Consider the following 21,484-nt stretch of genomic DNA (forward strand, 5'->3'; position numbering starts at 1 on the left):
GGTCTCTTTGCTTTGGCGGACCTTATCAAATTAACTCGGCAAAGGGGGGCTTTTTAAAGTGGCGAAGAGGGGTCAATTTGAAGCGGTTTATCCACGTTGGGATAAACTACGGCTGGAACGTTAGTTATCAATTCATCTGTGGGTTTTTGCCAACGCCTGTCGTAATCTGGCTGCATATAAACTCCCGAAAAAAGTGAAGGGTTGTTCAATGATGGACGTCTAAAGTAATAACCTAATTTATAGCTAATGTTAAAAGACAGTTCAATGTTCTTATAAGACAAGGTGTTGCGCAAGCTTCCGAATATGGTTGGTACAGCGGAACCGAAAAAATGTAACTGACTGCGATCGCCCGAATTTCTGATAGTGGTGTAATCGGTACTAATATTCCCATTTACATAGCCTTGAGGGTTACCGGAAGCGTCCAATCCCGCCCAGGTATAGGCAAAAACAGCATTGATCGGATAATCCAGCACGGGAGATAAGCTGTTTGTAGTGCCCTTTACAATATTTGAGTTGGCCCCCTGAGCCACCTTATAGTCTGTGATCTTATCCTTTACATAATTAAAGATAAAGGCACTGTTCCACTTAAACATCCGATCTATATTTTTGCTGTTTAACTGAACATCAATCCCACTTGCATGGGTGTCGGCCGTATTTCCCGTAAAAAGTGATACGCCTGTTTGTGGGGCTATAGGACTTGAGGCAATCAGATCCGTACCATTCTTTAAATAATATTCTATGCTCCCTGAAATCCAGCTTTTGTCTGTGGAAAAGTACAGGCCAAAATTTGCGTTCTTTACCCTTTCCCACCTTAAATTGTCGTTTGGCGGATTTATGATGCCGTACGACTGAACACCATAAGGGTTATAGAACGAGGGAGAGGCTGTAAGGTAAGCCGATATTGAATTGTTAACATTGCCATTATAGCCAAAGGTAGCCTTGAACTGAAGGCTGGAAAGCCAGTTTATCTCAAAAAATCTCTCCTTATGTATATTCCACGCCAGACCCACGGACCATAGCGGAACCCCTTTTTGATTGGCTTTTACCCCGAACAAGTTTGATTCGTCCTTTCTATAACTACCTGAAGCGATATATCGGCCATCATAGATGTAGGATGCATTTCCAAACCATGAGATATATCTGTTGACCGTGCTTCCCTGGTTGTTGTTGGCTGAAATCCTTTCGCCCAAAGAAGTATTATAATAGTAGTTATATAGATTAATATAATCAACTATTGCGTTTGTTCCTGTTTCAGGACTATATCCATATACCGTGTAAGAATTTTGCTTGTTCCCGTCGTCACGAACCTCATAACCCGCTATAGCAGATACCTCATGTTTTTTACCCAGGAGCTTATTAAAATCAAATTGTGCTCTCCCATAATTTGATTGGCGCGAGACGAAAACAGGGTTGTAAATGCCTCCATAAGGAACTGGCCTATTTACAACACCGGTAATGTTATTAACGCCTGAAAAAGTATTGACTATGTTCCTTGTATAAAAGGAATCTTTATCGTGGCTGTTCTCAACTCTGGTATTGGCATTGTAATACTGATAGTTTAAAGAGAAAGAAAGCGGTGCAATGATCTTATAATTCAATCCGAGATTGAGACGATAATCTGTAAGTTGAGTAATCTGGGTAGACCCTTGGTTTCTCAATTCATCCAAAGGGCGGTATTTCCAATCAAGTAATCTGCCATTGCCAGCTGTGTCTACATAAGAGGCTCTTAACCCGCCAAACCTTACCGTGGCGAGGGAATTTCCATTTTCATCGGCCACCTGCTCATAGGGTACATACGGGTTGTAGTTGCTAGTAAACGTATTGTTTGATTTTGATCTGGAAAAGGTAATGTCAGTATTCAATCTTAAACGGTTATTTAAGAAACTGTAGTTGTTATTACCTTTAAGAGTGATCCTGTCATCAGATTGAGAGACCATATTGGGTACGCTCTTGTCATACCCTCCGGAGAAAAAGTAAGACTGGTTTTTTCCTCCACCCGATATATCTGCCGAATAGTGCTGTATCATGCTGTTGCGAAAAAAGTACCTGCCCCATTGATCCCTGCTGTCAATACTTCGTATGGCATCGATCTCGGCATTTCCCTTTGCAGCATAAGTTGGGTCGAGTTTTACCTTTTGCAGAATGGCAACTACAGGTGAGATGGCGGCAAAACCATTGTTAATTGTAGCATCGTAAGCCCCCTTATCGAAAAGGAATTTTTCTACATCAATATACTGACTGGAACTTAGCTGCGGCTGATAATATAGATCTGGTTTTTCCCCGATAGTTAGATTGGCATTGATCCCAATCTTTGGTGAAGTGTTTAAGCTACCTTTTTTTGTCGTGATTACGATTACACCATTTCCAGCTCTGACTCCCCATATAGACGCGGCAGCTGCATCTTTTAACACTGTAACATTTTCTATTACATCCGGATTTAAGGTGTTAAGGTCGCCTTCAAAAGGAAAGTTATCTACCACTATTAATGGTGTAGTATTAGAAAAGATGGTGCTTCTTCCCCGGACACTGATCCCAGTTGAATTTCCTGTACTGTTGTCAAATAGGAGTCCGTTTGTAATTCCCTTTAGTCTGCTCAAAATATTTGAGGATACTGCGCGATTTAAGGTTTTATTGTCAATTGTTGTAAAGGAACCTGTAGCTCTTTCCTTTGGAATATTTTGGTAGCCCGTACTAACAACTTTTACCTCTTCCAATCCATTATCTTCTGTAAGCATACTAACAGTGAGAAATTCGCCACTTTGTATATTTTGAATTTCACTTTTTTTATATCCAATACAGGTAATTATCAAGGTGGTTCCTAATTGGACTCTATTTAAATTAAAAAGTCCCTCGCTATCTGCTATCGTAACGATTTTAGAGGCTTTAACTTTTATGGTAGCGTTTGAAATTGGTAAGGCTTTTTCATTGGTGATTCTACCTTTAATTGTAATCGTTTTAACCTGTGCCTCTACCTTAAAAAAAAGGCAAAGCATGGCCATCACGATGTATATCGTTGATTTTTTCATTGTTGGTTAGTTTAATTGATTATTTAATGTATGGGATGACTTGTGCCCAAATCAGCTAAACTGGTGGCTTAATTATGTTTTCGTAGAGGGCGTTGTAGAATCGGTGCTGCTTAAAATTGAGGTAGTTGATAAAATTCTGTATAGAAGGAATAAATAGCCCCATTTCATGGAAAAAAAGCGGAAATATGTAAATGTGTTCTATATGGTCCTGGTTTAAGTTAGTATTCATATTTTTCCGTACATATTAATTTGAACATCTATTATGTAACGGGCTATAAGACCTTAAATGGGTAGGGCTTACACCCATTATCCGCCCCTGCCAGGAATGAAATAAGGAGTAAGCACCACACCCATTTTAGGTACGGGTCTACACTATTCCCTTAATTCTCGCATTCTTGGCAGGGGCGGTTAAGGAAATATAAAACCAATAGAGATGGATATTAGGGCGGATGAACACCGACTAATAGATGAATTAAATAGCATTTTATATTTTTTTCTTTCATCACTCGTTAGTATAACGAGCCTCGAAGTTGAGCAGGTGGTATGTAAAATAGGCAGGACTTTACATACCACCGCATCTTAGTTGACAGCCAAGAACGTGGATTTACAGTAAAGCCCATACCTATTTCAAGCACAAAGATATGTACTTAAAGTGATATGGGCATTAATCTTACTGCCTCGCTTCTTGGCTGTCAAACATTGTGCGACGAGACTCTTAGTTAAATGCCTTTTCCAAAAGGCAATTCAATATTATTTTTTAATTCATTAATTGCTATTAAAGGGTTGTGAAACAACATAAAACAAATATATGTAAAATAATTAATATGTCAAATTAGACCTATGAAATAAAAATAATACATTTTTTTTTACTGGATGAGTAAAGCGCAGTATATTGACAAAATAAATTTGAAAATGCTAAGAAGTAGGATACAACAGCTAATCATATCTAAAAATATTCCTATGGAAGCTTTATCTGATCGAACTAACTTTACACCAAAACAGATCTATAGAATTATCTATGGCAACGGGAACACATCCATTAGTAACATCTTTGCCATAGCTGAAGCTATGGAACTTCATATTATGGAATTATTTGTGATTGATTTTAAAATTCCGTCTTATGATATAGATATTGACTTCTATAGAAAAAAACCAAAAGTAAAGGCAGATAAAACAAAAGATAAACCAATTACGGCAGCAGCTGCAATTCGCATTCTTTCTAGCGATGGGTATTTTAAGAAAACAGATCGAATTAATGAGGAGAAAACTTTGAATAGAATAGTCAAAGATTGCAAATCTCGGTTTCGAGATGATTTTAAAACCAGTGAATTTTCAAGTGCTTTACTTTATTCGTTCAAGAAAGGATTATTAAAAAGATATAAGCAAAAAAATACAGACTCTTTTGTTTACTGTATATTATGATGAATGTGGCCACTCTATTTCGGGGCAAACTGTACCGTCCTGAATTTACTTGTCAAAGGGAGATAATTTAATTTGTCGAAGTGTATGGGTAGTTAATCCAGCTAAATTATTAAAAAACGAATGAATAATGATATTGTTCTTTCATTGACTAAGCTCAGTTTTTTATTGCCATTCGAAATCTCCTATTTGCTTGGCAATGAGCCATCGGTTGTTTTCAAATATGTAATAATTTTGATAGCAGGCCATGGCAAAGGCCATAGCATTATAATATAAAGTTCAAGTGCTACAATTGCCCGGCGGAAATTGGATTCCACAAGTCGTGCTCGCTTACTAATGAGTTCACCGATAATTGATAAAGTATGTTCGGATTTACACTAACGGTTGATTTTTGTAATTTAAAGTCTAGCCATTCTGGTATCATTACCTTTTTTCCGTAATCGTCCAAGTTTTCCTCGCCTTCTATAAAACCACAATAGTTAATCTCAGGCGAATTATAAATTGCTTCCGGAATACCACCACCTGAATTAATTAAATTCCGAGCATATTCAAACATTTCCTTCCCATTATGGATGTTGGAGGAAATGTGTATCAACCACAATGCATTGAAGATTTGTTGTTCCCAATCGTAATGATCTGATTTCTTTACAATTTCAAAAAGCTGGTCAGCAATATATACTTTGGCTTGCTCAACTTTTGAAAATAACACGAAGAGCAATCCAAAAAAAGCCCCAGACATCCCAAGAATGAAGAGATCATAATCCCTGGAAAGCCCAAAACTGGGGCCGATTTGTTTGATGTAAGTAGATTCTTCCTGCCAGATTTTGAATTTGGTGAAGTATTCAAACCTGTTGTTATCTTGGGCAACCGCCGCTAAAATGCCGAGATGTATCGGAACAAACCAGGTATTGCCTAAATAGGTATCGTATGCTTCCGCTTCATAAAGGGTAGTTTCTTTCGTTGCATTAATTGCAAGACGTCTCAAAAAATGTTCTTTTAATTCCGGATATACCAGGGAAAGCTGAGCATATGATGGAGTAATGATACCTGTTCCTTTTTCAAAGCCTAAATCTTCAATATGGCAAATAATGGTGCTTAAATCGATTTCATCCCATCTCTCCTTGATCCCAGCAATAAAAGGTATGACTTGAAGTCTATTAGTTAATCTACGGTGTTGAGACAAGATATCTTTAACGAGCGTTGTTTCTTCATCTAAGCTAAATCTGTAAATGCGGTAATTATAGGTTCCAAATATTCGTTCTAATTGTTGAATTTTGCCAGATTCCTGCCCGCCTGACAGCAATAAATGAAATAAAAACAATGGTTTCTCAAACGTCTGATTGTTTTCGCCAAATACTTTTAATGGGTTGGCGGGTATTGCATTGGTAGTTTTACTTTCAATTTCGAAGATAAATAGAGGATACTGCTGTCCTTGTTCATATAACCAGGCTACATCTACTGCGGAATTGTTTTCAGCATCAACGGGATATTCTTTTTCACAATGATATTCCAATATTTGACCGAGTGCGAATAATCGATCAATGATCTCAATCCCAAATTTAAGTTTATGCTCTGCCACTTTTTTCTAATAAATCTTTTCTTAGATCAGTTCCAAATGATCTATTTCGTATAATTCTTCTATAAATGCATTGGCATTGTCAAGGTTCAGTAAGGTAGCTCTTTGGACTTCATTTAATTGATAAACGCCAAAGTTCTTTAAATAGTTGCGACTCATAGATATATAACCCGACGCGTAATCTTTCGTCGTATTGCTGATATACTTGAAAAAAAGATCAGACTCCATAATCTTCTTGATGACAAGCAGATCTTCCAGATTATCAGAAACTATAGCCATACCATTATAAAATAATAAATCCATTTCATCGCATAGTACAAACGTTGGCCGGTCGCATATGTGTGGAAAGAAGAGTTTGTAAGCGTGGATATCCATCGACTGCCGCCTCCCATAAGCATACCAGGCTTCATAGTCCCGGTTACCTTTGTCTCTTCCTGATAATATTTGCCGCTTAGTATCCAAATAGGCAAGAGCCTGGGGGAAATTCGCCTGCATGGTATTTTCAGGTATAATAGCGGTGTGGCCATCATATGGAAAAATGATCTTTTCGCGTATACGATCTATATCATTTACAACCTTTAATTTATTTGCATTTATAATATCACGGCATATGCCAATTTCAATTTGATACTGTCTTCCGTTATCTTCTAGATAATAAAAATGCTCGTCTTCAAAAACTGGCTTAAATTTGTAGACATCGTTTTTTAATGTAGCGATACCATTTTTAGTGTTATAAACGTCTTTAAATTGAACGCCAACTTGCTCTACACCATTAATGAAATTCACAATCCGCATCTCGTTTACCAAATTCCATCCATCGTGATGATTTAAATCTTCATAATCAAAGTGCAGTAGATTTTTCAGGTTTACATCCCGCAGTTCACTACTCGCTAAACGCAAATAGTCAATTCCGCCGTTACTTTGTGTTAAAAAACAGATGCAGGTATATGTATTCCTATCTTGGAAGACTTGCTCACCCCCAAAATTTAAAAGGGTAATTTTAATATTATTTAAGGCAAAGTATTCCCTTAGGGCCCGTCCGTTGATACTTTTAATAAAGGTATTAACTGTAATATAACCTAAAATACCCGTTTCATTTAAGTTCTCGAGGCCGATTTGAAAAAAAGGAATATATAAATCAGGATGACCAGTTTTTGCCACATCCCAATTTTTCATCAGTTCTAAAGTGTTGGCATCCATATTTCTGGAACAAACATAAGGTGGGTTTCCGACGATGATATCGAAACCCCCGTTTGCTGCCACCCTCTCACAATTTTTTCTCCAATCGAATATCAAAGAGTCGCCTGTGAACAAGTTAAAATCAAATTCGATTTCATCTTCACCATTAATGATGGCATAGAGTGTCAGTAAGATTTTTGTTCGGTCAATGCTATAGCTCGCGATGTCTACACCGAATATATGTTGACTATAGAGAAGGCTAAAAGATTTATCAGTTAAAAGTTTTAGCTTCTGCGTTAGCGTTAGTAAAAAGCCACCACAACCACAGGAAATATCAGCAGTTTTTATCAGATCAATATCACCAACGTACGAAACAAGGCTTTCATCCACAATATAATCCCGGATATTTTGAGGAGTGTATACAGCGCCATTAATTATTTTTTCAGAAGGTGAAACAACAAACTCAAAAAGCTGGATCAACTGTTCGAAATCAAATTCAATAACTTCAGACTTGATTAATAAAGTAAAAGCGATAAGTCGCTCAAAATCTTCTGCATTTTTATCCGACAAAATATAAGATTTGATCAAATTATTATGCTGGACATTAATTTCATTGATTTTCAAAAATGATGATACTATCAATTTATCAACTTCTTCAGAGTCAACTATACTGCTATTAGCCAAGTACTTAAAGACATTTTTCATCCCACTACCGTTATTGGTTTTTCCTTAAGTAGTCGATATAGCTAGTCATTTCCATACTTAAATCACTATGCAAAACCTGCAATTCAGTTTTAATAGATAGATTTTTTGGGGTTTTGATGGCTGACTCAAGCTTTTTCATCCTTTCCAATATGCTGTCCAGCATCCATATAATTTGGTAGCGCCTCATAAAAAGCTTAAGCTTTTTATACATATAGTTTGCTGAAGTAGAAGTGGCAACAGGTTCAATATTACCACCGAGATCCCGATTGAAATGAGTGTTGAAATCTACATTACAAGGATCGATATAATCGGTTTCGTCATTAGATTTGAGAATGTTTACGTAAGAACAGCAGTATACCAGGTTTTGATAATCGATCTTTAGGTTTGGATTGGCAGGATAGTTTTTCCAAGGCACAAAATGGTCTATGTGAAAGTTATTAACGCCACCAAACCAAAAATCTGAACAATCGGTATACCCGCACCGATTGAAAAAATCGGTCGCTAAATATGGCTTGTAACTTCCATACTGTTGATAAACCTTTGTAAAAGTCCTTTTCGGATGATTCTCTCTAAATTTATTTGCCATCCCCTGTATCAATTTTTTTTAGTAAATCATCTACTTTCGAGAGTATCTGATCTAGTCTGTTGGTATTAGAAAGGGTTTTATATTCTTTGGGTATCGCGTGTTTCCTATCAATAGTGGATTCTAAAAATGTATCAAGCTCAATGATTTCGTTTTCATCAGCTAAGGTAGCTTTTCCACTTTTACGAAGATCCAGTAAGGCTAACAATTTATCTTCGGCTTCTTTGATACGACCTGTATAATGGTTGATTTGACTTTTAATACGCTCTAAAAATGTCGCTCTAGCCTTAGTTTTAGCCTCAACATCACCGTGTAATATATTTTTTATATAAACAATATTAACGTCGCTACTTTGATTAATGGCTTGATCATCAAATGAAGTTAAAATAAAGCAAGGAAAACCCTCCCTGATAGCCGTAAATTCATTTACTAGTCGCGACCCGTTATACGGAACATTGTGTTTAATATCCACTTTGCTCTCATTCAACATAAAATCAGTAATAATCGCATCAGGATTTATTTTGACAATTACCTGGATCATTTCTTCCAAATCATTCAACGGAAACTCGGTAATAATCTCAAATTCGGCTTTTAAAGCAGAGTCGTCAACGTAGTCTCTGAAATCATCAAAAACGTCCTTCTCCTCATCTATCATTAATACTTTATACATATTATCTCTTGTATTTAATTGGAAACGATATTCTTAAGCCAAAGCCATTTTCTGGAAATAAGAGTTTAGTCGTCCCGTCATTTTCGTCAACAATTGACTTAACAAGCCACATACCTAAGCCGGTACCGATTTCTTCACCTGTGTGCTCGTTTCGCTTAGTTGTAAACATGGCTTCAAAAATTATCTCAGGCTTTTCAATATCAGCCGATAAACCTGGACCATTATCGTAATAATCGATTACAATTTCTTTAGGGGTGGTGATGGCTTTAACGGTAATCAATCTGCCTCTATCGAACGTAGATATGTTAAAAGCATCTATTGAATTGATAAACAGATTGTTAAATATGCTGTCAAAATCAATTTCAAAAACCCTTAAATCAATTTCCTGAATATCAGAAATATCTAAATTGATCCCCCTGTATTCAAAAACTGTACTCCAGTCATTTTTGATATCACTGAAATATGTTTTTAAAAAAAGCTGCTTTCTTTTACGCTTATCTTTTCGGGCTGCGCCAAGTGAAAAATTCAGCCAATTTTGCATTTTAGCATCCTGCTTTTTAAACTTTTCAAGTTGCGCAAATGGGTTTCGCCTATCTTCGATACCGGCATATTCATCTTCAGCTATTCGCTCAAGTAATAGCTTCTTTAATTTATCTACCCTTGAACTAAGCACATCATTTAATTTACTCAAATCATGGCTAAAGGAAGCTAATACTATACCACTACTAGCCAAGCCACGTAATATTTTTTGTTCTTCTTTAAGTTTCTCAATTTCCTCCTCCTGTCTCTCTATTTCGCCTGCTAAAATTTCCTTTTCTTGATCCGATTGGGTTTCTTCCTCTGTTGGCGGTGGACTCTGATCTCCATTTGCATCTTTATTTGCAGCGCGGATTTTCTTATCCCTGCTGGAGGCTAATATTTTCTTTGCTAGTTTTTCGGCCGCTTTTTTGTCTCGCTCAGGACCAAACTTGACATCATCGTAAGCAGCCATCTCTCTCGCTATAGTTGCCCGATCATTTTCAAATAAATTAATAATCGCAGTTAACACTCTTTTCAATATTTGAAAAGTCTTATTTTCTTGTAATCCTTCACGACTTGACTTATCTTCAAAATTTACGTTTGTTAACCTTGAAATTTTGACAGCCCCCGCTACGTTTTCAGGCTCAACCCGCCAGCCCCCGTCTTCCTTTGCTATACCAGCAGGATTTGTAGCTTTTCGATTTCCCAAACTGAGCCAATCAAAAGCAACATCTTTCGTTTCACCATAAGGACGTACACGAAAATTATCCCTAAAAAGTTTTACGCCACCAAATTTATCTAACCATTCCCTTCGGAGATTTGATTGGAATCCCCGATAAAAAAAACGCTTAGTATCAGGAGTACTAGTCGCCCTTTTCAAAAAATAAAATGAAAAATCGAAAAGGCCAATATCTGCAAATACATTATCCTCATCTTGCGCTGCGAAACCTGGTATTAATTTAGAAAACGTTGTTGTCGTTTCCCAAAAACCATTTACAAAGTCCTGTTTAGTAAATGGCCGATGTTTCATCGCCTCTCGATTGAAAAATTCAGGGTCTATTGTGTCCACGTCGTATTCCCGCCGATATATTTTTATACTAACATTCTGCTTATCGTCTGCGACTGCATGGATCTTGTAATCAAAATCATCACAAATTGACCCCAATACCTCGCCATATTTTTCTGGAAGGAGTGAACTAAATACATAAATTTCAAACCCTCCACTTTCTTTTGGTGGTACTAAAACTTCCAGATCAGAATAAACCTGATCAACAAAATAATCCTCCCAGTTATCTCTCAAGTCTGTGATTTTCAATATGGTACCGTATCGAAAATCGCTTTCTGAATTTATTTTGGACAAATCAATCTCGGAGGCTTTATCAATAAGTATCTCCTTTAAAGACTGCGGAGTAATACCATACAGCTCTGCATTTACACTATCTATTGTTTTAAAATCACCTTCAAAATCTTCCCAATTTACCAGCCAATGATATCCTGTAAAATTCGTCAGTTCACCGTCCTCATCAGTGTCTGGTACATGGTTCTCAGGGTTAAAAACAGTGATCATCTCACATTTGCTACCTAATTTATCTAATGCAAACCTACCTATACCTTTAGCGCCAGCTTTAACACGTCCAGATTTTGTAAAAATGTTGGTGGCTTTATTATCTGTACCGATAGTCATCCAGTGATCTCTAATTATCTTTTGGGTCATACCCTCACCTGAATCGATCAGATATAATGTCGATAGCTTCGATATATGTTTCCGAAATTCAGCTTTTACGCCGTCACCTATGTCATTTCGGACTTTATATCCTTCGTCAATTTTTTGATAGACTCTTAGAAGTAGTTCCGTAGGGACTTCCAACAATTCAAGTTCTATAAAATGTTCCTCTGAGATTTCAGATTGAAAGCTGGAATGTTTATTGTCAAAAAATACAATACTAACCTTACTGTCCGCATCGTACCCATTTTTAACCAATTCAATAATAGCACCCTTCGATGTAGCAATATTTTCCCTACCTATCAGCCTTGCAGTCCTGGCAGATACTTTAAATGGTACTTTATTAGTGATTGGTTTATCTTCTTCCATTAACAATATGCCTGATACCGACAAATTCTAGCTATAATGCACAAATATATCGATAATAGGCTAGTAAATATAAGGCATAAACTTTAAACGTCAATATCCTAAAGAAGGTTGCGATTAAGCAAGTCAGCAATTCAAATGTTATTGCAAATACTAGTGCCTATTTAAAATGTCATAACTAAATTAATTTGACATTGATCCGGGCTTTGTTTTTTAACCACACTCTTCTGTAAATAAAAAGGCGATTTTTTTTATCTGTTAAAAACTTAGGTATTTCGGCAGACGTGGCCTCAACTCTTATAATTTTTTCCAATCGTTTTTGGCTTAGCCGATTAATTTACCTATTGCTTTTAATTTCTGAAGTCAAGATACTTCAACAACAAGGCGGCCTACTGATCGCCTTGTTGCTTCTGTTGTATGAATTTTTTATCCGAAAGCTTCACAAGCACCACATCCATTTACGGTAAGTCTCTCGTTGATGACAACAAAGCTGTTTGGGTAAATGAAGAACTATGAGATACATACGGGCTTTACAATTTAGGGAATGCCCCTGCAACCAAATATTACAATGTATAGCCATAGAAATATCGGTTAAAAAAAAGGCCGGAAGTTCACCTTCCAGCCATATCTTTAGCGAAATATCCTTGGATTTTACAGTCTTATTTTAGAGGGATTGCGTAACCAAGAGTGATATTTAGGCCCCTATTCCTTACCGTTCCCGCTCCCTTTGAGATATCGGTTAAGCCCAAAGCATATCTGGCATCGAGAATAAACTTTCCATAAGCCATAGGGATTGCTGCACCAACCCCGAACTGCAAACCTATATCAACTGTTTTAGGCTTACTGCCATACAATGCGCTAAATCTATTGCTGCCATTCAACTGGAAACCGAGAGATGGTCCAGCAGCAACATAAAGGATGTCAAACCTGTACTTTGCAAGTAATGGCATTTCAATATAATTGAAATTGTAGCTTGTGGTCACATTGTCGTTCTTGAACCTGATGCCTTTGCTAACAAAATTAAGTTCTGGTTGAAAAGAGAACTGGCTTCTCTGGGAGCGGATGTCAAACGCAACACCTCCGGAAAAACCTGTTTTACTCTTCTCGCCCGATAAGCTGCTAACTGACTGTGTTCCGATATTGATCCCTACTTTAGGAATTATGTCAACGTTTTGTGCTTTTAAGCTTGTTAGACTTGCGACTAAAATCGCCACTGATAAAATTGTTTTTTTCATGGTTATATTTATTAACAGTGCAATGATAGAAAGCAAAACAATGACATTTTCATAAAAACTTACCCAACAGCCAGAATTCACTGCCGAAATATAATATGGGAATACTGAGGTAATAAACACCAACTGGTTCTGCAAAAATTTCAGAAGTTTTTTTATATTGTTTGCTCTGATAAGGAAGAGAAGCTGTTTTTACTAACTTTGAGAAGAAATATTTGTTAAGATGAAAAAATGTGATATTGTCATTGCAGGATCGGGAATAGCTGGTCTGAGCTTACTCTACAGCGCAATGAAGTCTGGAATCTGGGCAGATAGGGATATTGTTGTAGTAGATCAGGAGAAAAAAGCCGAGAACGATAAAACAATATCATTCTGGAAACAGGACGTTATTTCATTCGATCATATTATCCATGCCCAGTGGACCCAGATTTCTTTTTTTAGTAATGCTGGGGAAAAGATATATCTTGAAGCGGGCCCCTATTCATATTGCAGCATCAGAAGTATTGATTTTTACCGCGAATGCCTGAGCTATCTTTCCCACTTTTCTAATATTACTTTTGTTACCGATGCCATTGAAAGCATCACTCAGATCGGAAATGTCTGCCATACTGCGACGGCGAATGCCCTATATCGCTCGGACCTTGTCTTCAATTCTTGTTTTGGCGGCCATCAGACAGTAAAAGGTGAACAATATTTTCTGCAGCATTTCAAGGGTGTAAGAATAAAGACAGATCAGCTTTCAATTCCTCAGCAAGAAGCCTATCTGATGGATTTCCGAACCTCACAGGAGAACGGAACAAGTTTTTTTTATACGCTCCCGTTGCCTAGCAGTGAACTTTTTGTTGAGTATACTGTTTTTTCCAAAAAGCTTCTAAAAGAGTCTGAATATGACGAGAAGATAAAAGAATATTTAGCAGAAGTCTTAGAAATTGGTGAATATCAGGTTCTGGAAACAGAGTTTGGGGTTATCCCGATGACTGACCATGATTTTGCACGAAGATCAGGCAATATAATCAATATAGGCACAGCGGGCGGCGACACTCGAGGCTCTACGGGTTATACTTTTACAAACCTCCAAAAAACTATAGAACATATTATTTTTTCTTACCAGGAATACGGACATCCATTTTTTAAGCATGAAAACCTCGGTTTAAAAGAACGATTATATGATTCGACACTTTTAAATGTCTTAGACAATGGTAGATATCCAGGACATCAGCTTTTCACAGATCTCTTCAAGGGGACCGAGGCCCATCACATTTTTAGGTTTCTAGATGCCGAATCAAAATTATGGCAGGATATAAAGATCATGAGAAGTCTAAGGACATGGCCATTGCTATATGCTTTCGTAAAGGCCTTGCCAAGAATGGTCCTCTGCCGCTAACTGTTTTCAATGGTGCTCTGCCGGAATATCAATTAACCAGTAGGTGCGGGTGGAAATAAAAGAGGGCGTGCAACACTAAAAAAAAGCGTGAAGCTAACCGATGACCTTAAATGTTTATTTAGACAGATGTCTGTATGCTAATTGCCGACAATATTTACTATGAAAGCAGGAATAGAGCTGCACCTACTTCCATATCTTTTAATGCACATTTGCTTTGGAGAAGAAGTTGAGCACCACAACACCGCTTACGATCAGCATAATACCGATTACCGAGGCCACATCAAACTTAGATTTAAAAACAACCACTGAGATCACCGCCGTAAGTACAATCCCCAAACCTCCCCAGATGGCATATGCCACTCCAAGCGGCATGTGCTTTAATGTCACGGACAGGAAATAGAAACAGGAGATATACGCAACTACAGTAATTGCAGATGGAACCAGTTTAGTAAACTGATTGGATGCATTCAGAAAGCTTGAACCGATCACCTCTGTAATGATCGCAAGAGTAAGGTATAGGTATTTCATTTGACTAATTTTTAGTGGTTAACGAATAAACTGCACGAGGGTTTTTATCGGTTCAAAGCTTTTGCAAACTTTGAAGGCGCGAGCAAAGCTATTGAAGAAAAAGCGCATAAAAAATTACCTTATGGTAATTAAAACCGCCAGCCTTTTGCACGGATCCGGCTAAGGCTTTGCGGGGTTACATTCAGATAGCCTGCAATATCCTTAAGTGGTACCCTTCTGATCAGTTCAGGATAATCGACCAGAAATTTTTTATACTGTGTGGTTTTTTCTTCATAAAAATAATCTGTAAAAAAAAAATTGTACTCCCTGATCTTGCCCTCCAGCATTTTTCTTGCCCAGCATGAAAGTTCCAACGAACTTGAAAATAACTCTTCCATAACAGTTCTAGGTGCCCTGTAAACAATGGTGTCCTCCAGTGCCTCGCAATATAACTCTGGGATTTCTGCAGGAATCAGTCCTGGAAAAGGTCCTAAAAGATCTCCTTCAAAGGAAAAAAAAATAGTATGGTTTTTTTTCCCTCTAACCATATATGTTCTGACCAGTCCTCTGTCTACAAAGATGGTGTAGCGCTCATTATGCTCTTTTCCGCCTATGATATCTTTTTTTTTATAGGACGCAGTTTCCATGATGTTCAGAAGCAGGTTTGATGAGGCTTCCGAAAGCCCATAGCGAGCTTTTAATCTGCTGAAGAAGTCTATTTGCATGTATCTAATATCTGAAAATTAAAGAAGAAAACAGCAATTAAACTATTTGGCGTCCACTTGCTTATTAAAGTATACATTTCAAAAGTTAAATGTAGATGCTAAGGTTTGACTACATATTTAAAAAGTAAGCCAGTAGGCTAATATTGTTGTTCAGCGGCAAATAATGGCAGTTGAGTTACTTAAAAAAAAATACAACTGTTTTCCGGATCATTTTTGTGCCAAATTAATTGCAAAATGGAACAGAAAACAATAGTAAAACATTCCGCAAAATATGTACTGACGGCCGTAGCCGCAATGTTATTTTTTACATCCTGTGGCAGTAATGAAACTGGAAACAAGGAAGCGGATATCAAGGTGCCAGTAAAAACAGAACGCGTCTCATCAACTTCATTAGAGAACAATGTATCTTTTAGTGGCAATATTGAAGGATCAACAACTGTCAAGCTGGGTTTTATGGTTCCAGGAAAGATCAACCAGATTTCGGCCAGTGTCGGTCAGGTCGTATCAAAGGGACAGCTGATAGCTTCACTTGATCCCACCAACTATGCCCTTGGCAAAAAGCTTGCTGATGTGCAGCTAGCCGAAGTTACAGATGAGTTCACGCGTCTGAATCTTTTGCACAGCCGAGGAAGTCTTAGCGAAAGCGATTTTTCAAAAATCAGTTCTGCCCTTCAGAAAGCACAGGTTCAGCAGAAACTGGAGATCAAAAACCTGAAGGATACCAGACTTACATCTCCAATTGGCGGGGTATTGCTGAGCAAGCAGGCCGAATTAGGTGAAATCATTGCAACTGGTACACAGCTATTCGTTGTCTCTGATATAAAAAAGGTAAAAGTGCTGGCCTTTGTGCCTGAAGGCGAACTTAAAGGATTGCGAATAGGGCAGAAAGCAAAAGTAAACATAAATGCACTCGGAAAGTCATTTGAGGGTAAAATCACCGAAGTAGGCGCTGTTGCTGATGCTGCATCCAGGGCATTCACGGTGAAAATAGAATTAGAGAACATAGGGATGAGCATACGCCCCGGTATGGTTGCTGAGGCAGAAATCGCTGCCGGAGGCCTAAAAGCAGGAATTCTACTGCCTGCAGAAAGCATTATAAACGATCTTGGAAACCAGAGTTTTGTGTATGTAATAGATAATACTAATCACAAAGCCTTTAAGCGTAGGGTCAGTCTTGGGAAGATGTATGCAAACAGAATAGAGATTATTTCAGGGATTTCTACAGGAGAGGAAGTTGTCATTTCAGGACAGACGAAACTTTCAGATGGTTCACCAGTCAAAATTGAAAAATAAATAATACCTGATGTAGGAAAAGGGTAGCGTGGGAATTCCGTGCTAGGCGGAATTTAATCTGGTCGCCCCGTTTACCGAAATAATATACCAAAAATATGAACTTTATAGAAGCAGCACTCAAATATAAGCATGTCACGCTTGCCGTTTTACTGATGCTATTCGCCGTGGGCGTCAACTCGTTGCTGAATATGCCACGCCGTGAAGATCCAAAGATTACCATCAGAACCGGTCTGGTTATTGCCTCATTTCCAGGCGCATCCTCTACACAGGTAGAGGAACAGGTAACAAGGAAGCTTGAACAGTACCTCTTTCAGTATGAAGAGGTAGATAAGAAGAAAACGTTCTCGACTTCAAAGGATGGTATTTCAGTAATCAATGTAGAACTGATCGAGACCATTAAACAACCTGATATCTTCTGGAACAAACTGAGGCATCAAATGTTGGTTGCCAAGCAGGTTGATCTCCCTGCTGGTGTGCAGGGCCCGATTGTTGACTCGGATTTTGGCGATACCGAAGCGATGGTGATTTCCTTGGAAAGCAAGGAAGCAAGCTATGATGAGCTGAAGGCGTATACCCAAAAGGTTGAGGAACAGATAAGGACCCTTAAACAGGCCTCGAAGGTTAAGCGAATAGGAGAACAGCGAGAAGAAATCACTGTATCCTCAAACTCTGGCAAGCTATCACAGTATGGAATCAGTTTGATGCAAGTGACTCAGGCACTTCAGGCCCAAAATAGTATAGATGCTACAGGCGAGCTAAAAACCGCCAGCAGCAAGACACCACTTTATACAAATGGTTATTTTCAGACCGTAAAAGATCTTGCAGGCCAGTTCGTAGGCACTTCCCAAAACGGCTCTCCAATAAAACTTGGGGATGTCGCCAGCCTCAAACGAGGTTATGCAGAGCCTGAAAGCATCATTACAGTAAACGGAAACAAGGCCATGCTTTTGTCCATACAGATGCATGAAGGAAACAATATTGTTGATTTTGGGAAAGATATCGAAAAGAAGATAAGTCAAGCAAAAAAACTCATCCCCTCTGAAATAAAGATTACCACATTGGTATCGCAGCCAACATTAGTCGATGAAAGCATATCGCATTTTATCAAAGAATTTTTTCTTGCTATCCTTGCAGTAATCGTAGTTGTTATCCTATTGCTTCCCTTGCGCATTGCATCGGTAGCTGCAATGGCTATCCCGATGACCGTTGCGCTGACATTTGCTATTTTAAATGCGCTTGGAATAGAACTCCATCAGGTATCCCTTGCCGGACTTATTCTGGTACTTGGTATGGTAGTAGACGATGCCATCGTAATTGCCGATAATTATGTGGAACTGCTTGACGAAGGAGTTGACCGTTGGACAGCCGCATGGAGAAGCGCACATGATCTTCTGATCCCTGTACTTGCAGCCACAGTTACCATCATCGCATCATTCATGCCTTTAATCCTTCTTAAAGGATCTACCGGAGAGTTTATATTTACCTTACCGATTACTGTTGCTGTTGCTCTTGTGGCATCCTATGCTGTTGCCCTGTTCCTGACACCGCTTCTCTGCTATACGTTTATCAAAAAGGGGCTTCACCAGCATGCCAAGGAAGGCGAAGAGGTCAAAAAAGAAAAAAAATCTGTCCTTACATATATGCAGGAGGGTTATAATATTGCTCTGGACTGGTGCGTGAGGCACCCTTTGCTAACTATTTTGACCAGTGTTGTTTTTATATTGCTTACCGGACTTGTCTACAAGCTCGGGGTTCGGGAGCTTTTTTTTCCTGCCGCAGAGCGAAATCAGTTCGTAGTTGAGCTGTGGATGCCCACCGGCACTAGGCTGGAGAAAACAAATGCTGCTATTTTAAGGGCAGAGCAGCTTATTAAGAGTGATAAACGCGTAATCTCTTATGCTACCTTTACCGGTACATCGGCGCCAAGGTTCTACTACAACTTTACCCCGGAAGTACCTACAAGCAATTATGCACTGATCCTGATCAATACTACTGATGCGCATACTACTCAGGAATTGGCTGGAGAACTTGCCGAAAAAGTAAAGGCGCTCAGTCCCGATGGAACATTTTTCGTTAAAGAAATGCAACAGGGTACAGACCTGAAGGCCCCCGTAGAAGTACGTATTATTGGAGAAGACGTTTTACAGTTAAAAGGCATTGCCACGCAGGTGGACCATATTATGAAAAATGCTAAAGGCAGCCGCCTGATCAGAAGTGACTTTGGCGAAGACTATTACGGCATACAGATCACACCCAAAGAAGAGGGAAGGCGGTTAGGATTTACCACGACCAGTATTGCTCAATCGGTCTATACCGGCTTTACTGGCGCACCCATATCCACTATCTATGAAGGAAATACCCCGATTAATATCCTATTTAGGCTGAATCCAGACTCCAGAAGGAGTACTGGAGACCTTGAAAACATTTATATTTCCTCAAGCCTTAACGATGCATCGGTGCCACTCAGGCAGATAGCAGACCTTAGCCCGCAATGGCAGAGTGGGAAGATCATGCATCGCAACGGTGTAAAAACACTAACAGTGCAGAGTGAGACCAAGCCACACGTCCTTCCTGCCGAACTTCTGGCAGAGATTAGACCTGCAGTCGATAAGATTAAACTGCCAAGTGGTTATAGTATAGAGTATGCCGGAGAGGAAGGAGGTAAAACGGATGTAGAGAATGATCTCTACACTGCCCTTGCGATCAGTATGGTACTTATATTTTTTATCCTCCTCTTCCAGTTCAAGAATCTTAAGGAAGTATTCATCATCATGGCCACCATACCATTGAGCATGTTCGGTGCTATACTTGGTCTGGCATTAACAGGGAATAATTTCAGTTTTACTGCCTTTATCGGACTGATATCGCTTTCCGGAATTGTGGTCAGAAATGCCATTATCCTGGTCGATTATACTAATATCCTGCTTAAGCATGGTATGGATATTAAGACTGCGGCTATAGAATCTGCTAAGCGGCGGCTGCGCCCGATTTTCCTCACCGCGATGGCGGCGGCAGTCGGAGTGCTTCCAATGATCATTTCCAAATCACCGATGTGGGCTCCTCTTGCCAGCGTACTAGCTTTTGGAGTTGTCTGGAGTATGATCATGGCACTGCTCACCGTACCGGTTATGTATATCGGGATGATCAAGGCAAATGATAAAAAAAATATTTTAAAGGACAAAAAAACTAATATAGCACATGAAGCATAATATCAAAACAGGCCTGTTGCTATTGGTGGTCTTAATATTTGGTTCTTCCGAATTATCGGCCCAGCAAAAATACTCACTCGTGCAGCTTGTTGAAGCTGCACGTAATAATAACCGCTTGCTTACTATGAAGGAATACGAGGTTCGCGAAAAAATAAGTAAGCTGAAAGAGGATGGGATAAAGCGATATCCTGCGCCTAAACTTGAGGGAAATTATCAATATAACTTTAACCTGCCCGACATCACCGTACCTGCAGGATCTCTAGGTACTGTAAACACAGGATCGGGAGGTGACCAGCTTCTGCCTGCACAGGCTAGCAGGTTTGCCGTTGGACAGAAAGGAACTTATAATGTGGGCGTTGACCTATATCAGCCTATCTCACAGCAGTTCAGGATAAAAACCGGACTCGATGTTGACAGGCTGGAGATAAAGATTGTCGAAAAAGAAAAGGAAAAAATATTGATTCAGCTACAACTCAGCATAGAGCAGCTTTATTATGGTGTCCTAATCCTGCAAAAGCAGCAAGAGGCAGGGGGGGCAAAGCTCGAACTTGCAAAGACCAGACTTTATGATGCTCAAGGGGCAGTCGCGGCCGGGAAGGAGATAGCCGTAAGTCTTTCAGGCCTTAGAGCATCCATAGCGGAACAGGAGCAGGATCTGCTAAAACTCAGTATACAGGAGCAGGACTATCTGGGAGAGCTTTCAAGGATTACCAATCTGGATGTTCTCTTGCTACATTTCCAGCAGTCTGAGCAGGATGATGATACATTGTCTAAAGACATTGATGCATATAAGGTTATAGCACTTGGCAATCCTGATATAGAGATGGCAAAGCTGAATATAGAAAAAGCTTCGCTGGGCGTAAAGGCAGCTAAGCAGAGCAATATTCCGGATTTCGGGCTGATAGGCGGCTACTATTTGCAGCAGGGAAATCCAATTCTGCCTACCAACAGCCCTTATCTGGGCATTAGCCTGAGGTGGAATATACAGGATATTTTTTCCAATAGACAGGTGCAAAACCAAAGGTTTTTCCAGTTAAAGCAGGCAGAAGAAAATATGGCTTACACCAAGCAGCAGGTTAATAGTGACTTGGAAAAGGGTTGGAGGAAGATCAAACAGACGGATGCAATGATTGGTACAGCAGAAAAACTGGTGGGATTCCGAAGAGCTGCATTAAAGGAACAAATGGATAGGCAGTCTGCAGGGCTTGATATAAAAACTGCTATGTTGGAAACAAGATCCCAGCTTGCTGAGGCAGAGGCAGGCCTTTATGCCGCAAAACTCTCCAGTGTTATAGCACGCTCTGAACTCAGGAGCCTGACTGGGCAGTTAAAAAACAGATAAAAGTGAAAGTCTTGATATAATGTCCT

General features: G+C 39.1%; 14 protein-coding genes. 5 read left to right on the forward strand and 9 right to left on the reverse strand.

Annotated elements, in window-relative coordinates:
• Positions 1 to 53: 53 nt before the first annotated feature.
• Complete coding sequence (locus ACIQXP_RS19765) at positions 54 to 3,026, reverse strand: SusC/RagA family TonB-linked outer membrane protein (RefSeq protein ID WP_387507100.1); 2,973 nt, start codon at positions 3,024 to 3,026, stop codon at positions 54 to 56.
• Between the two features lie 912 nt (positions 3,027 to 3,938).
• On the opposite strand from ACIQXP_RS19765, the gene ACIQXP_RS19770 reads away from it, so the two are divergent.
• On the forward strand, positions 3,939 to 4,448 hold the full coding sequence (locus ACIQXP_RS19770; RefSeq protein WP_387507278.1) for a helix-turn-helix domain-containing protein: 510 nt from the start codon (positions 3,939 to 3,941) through the stop codon (positions 4,446 to 4,448).
• 283 nt (positions 4,449 to 4,731) lie between these two features.
• Here ACIQXP_RS19770 and ACIQXP_RS19775 read toward each other — a convergent pair whose 3' ends face one another.
• The 6 genes from ACIQXP_RS19775 to ACIQXP_RS19800 all read right to left on the reverse strand — a co-directional run bounded on the left by ACIQXP_RS19775 (position 4,732) and on the right by ACIQXP_RS19800 (position 13,001).
• The gene (locus ACIQXP_RS19775; protein WP_387507103.1) at positions 4,732 to 6,024 is read right to left on the reverse strand and encodes a hypothetical protein; all 1,293 of its coding nucleotides are present in this window, start codon (positions 6,022 to 6,024) and stop codon (positions 4,732 to 4,734) included.
• Positions 6,025 to 6,045: 21 nt separating this feature from the next.
• Positions 6,046 to 7,905, reverse strand: coding sequence for an HsdM family class I SAM-dependent methyltransferase (locus ACIQXP_RS19780; protein WP_387507106.1), 1,860 nt, complete (start codon positions 7,903 to 7,905; stop codon positions 6,046 to 6,048).
• Positions 7,906 to 7,915: 10 nt separating this feature from the next.
• Positions 7,916 to 8,491 carry an HNH endonuclease family protein gene (locus ACIQXP_RS19785; RefSeq protein WP_387507109.1) on the reverse strand — a complete coding sequence of 192 codons (576 nt, stop codon included), beginning with the start codon at positions 8,489 to 8,491 and terminating at the stop codon, positions 7,916 to 7,918.
• Positions 8,481 to 9,158 (reverse strand): hypothetical protein, encoded by a 678-nt coding sequence (locus ACIQXP_RS19790; protein WP_387507112.1) that lies wholly within the window; start codon positions 9,156 to 9,158, stop codon positions 8,481 to 8,483. Before ACIQXP_RS19790 ends, ACIQXP_RS19785 begins: the two co-directional genes overlap by 11 nt.
• A 1-nt stretch (position 9,159) precedes the next feature.
• Positions 9,160 to 11,769, reverse strand: coding sequence for a sensor histidine kinase (locus tag ACIQXP_RS19795; protein WP_387507114.1), 2,610 nt, complete (start codon positions 11,767 to 11,769; stop codon positions 9,160 to 9,162).
• Positions 11,770 to 12,425: 656 nt separating this feature from the next.
• A complete protein-coding gene (locus ACIQXP_RS19800; RefSeq protein ID WP_387507117.1) occupies positions 12,426 to 13,001 on the reverse strand; it encodes a porin family protein in 576 nt (191 codons plus the stop codon).
• A gap of 220 nt (positions 13,002 to 13,221) precedes the next feature.
• On the opposite strand from ACIQXP_RS19800, the gene ACIQXP_RS19805 reads away from it, so the two are divergent.
• Positions 13,222 to 14,382 (forward strand): lycopene cyclase family protein, encoded by a 1,161-nt coding sequence (locus ACIQXP_RS19805; RefSeq protein WP_387507119.1) that lies wholly within the window; start codon positions 13,222 to 13,224, stop codon positions 14,380 to 14,382.
• Between the two features lie 198 nt (positions 14,383 to 14,580).
• Here ACIQXP_RS19805 and ACIQXP_RS19810 read toward each other — a convergent pair whose 3' ends face one another.
• Together ACIQXP_RS19810 and ACIQXP_RS19815 are read right to left on the reverse strand one after the other, a co-directional pair.
• Positions 14,581 to 14,910, reverse strand: a complete 330-nt coding sequence (locus ACIQXP_RS19810; RefSeq protein ID WP_387507122.1) for a DMT family transporter — start codon at positions 14,908 to 14,910, stop codon at positions 14,581 to 14,583.
• Between the two features lie 128 nt (positions 14,911 to 15,038).
• Positions 15,039 to 15,614 (reverse strand): Crp/Fnr family transcriptional regulator, encoded by a 576-nt coding sequence (locus ACIQXP_RS19815; RefSeq protein WP_391527799.1) that lies wholly within the window; start codon positions 15,612 to 15,614, stop codon positions 15,039 to 15,041.
• Positions 15,615 to 15,848: 234 nt separating this feature from the next.
• Between ACIQXP_RS19815 and ACIQXP_RS19820 the strand changes: the two genes are divergently transcribed.
• From ACIQXP_RS19820 to ACIQXP_RS19830, 3 genes are all read left to right on the forward strand, one after another.
• The gene (locus ACIQXP_RS19820) at positions 15,849 to 16,907 is read left to right on the forward strand and encodes an efflux RND transporter periplasmic adaptor subunit (RefSeq protein ID WP_387507127.1); all 1,059 of its coding nucleotides are present in this window, start codon (positions 15,849 to 15,851) and stop codon (positions 16,905 to 16,907) included.
• A 95-nt stretch (positions 16,908 to 17,002) separates the two neighbouring features.
• Complete coding sequence (locus ACIQXP_RS19825) at positions 17,003 to 20,116, forward strand: efflux RND transporter permease subunit (RefSeq protein ID WP_387507130.1); 3,114 nt, start codon at positions 17,003 to 17,005, stop codon at positions 20,114 to 20,116.
• Between the two features lie 124 nt (positions 20,117 to 20,240).
• Positions 20,241 to 21,458 carry a TolC family protein gene (locus tag ACIQXP_RS19830; protein WP_472977869.1) on the forward strand — a complete coding sequence of 406 codons (1,218 nt, stop codon included), beginning with the start codon at positions 20,241 to 20,243 and terminating at the stop codon, positions 21,456 to 21,458.
• Positions 21,459 to 21,484 lie beyond the last annotated feature (26 nt).

This window comes from Pedobacter suwonensis, from assembly GCF_044762335.1.
Classification (GTDB): domain Bacteria; phylum Bacteroidota; class Bacteroidia; order Sphingobacteriales; family Sphingobacteriaceae; genus Pedobacter.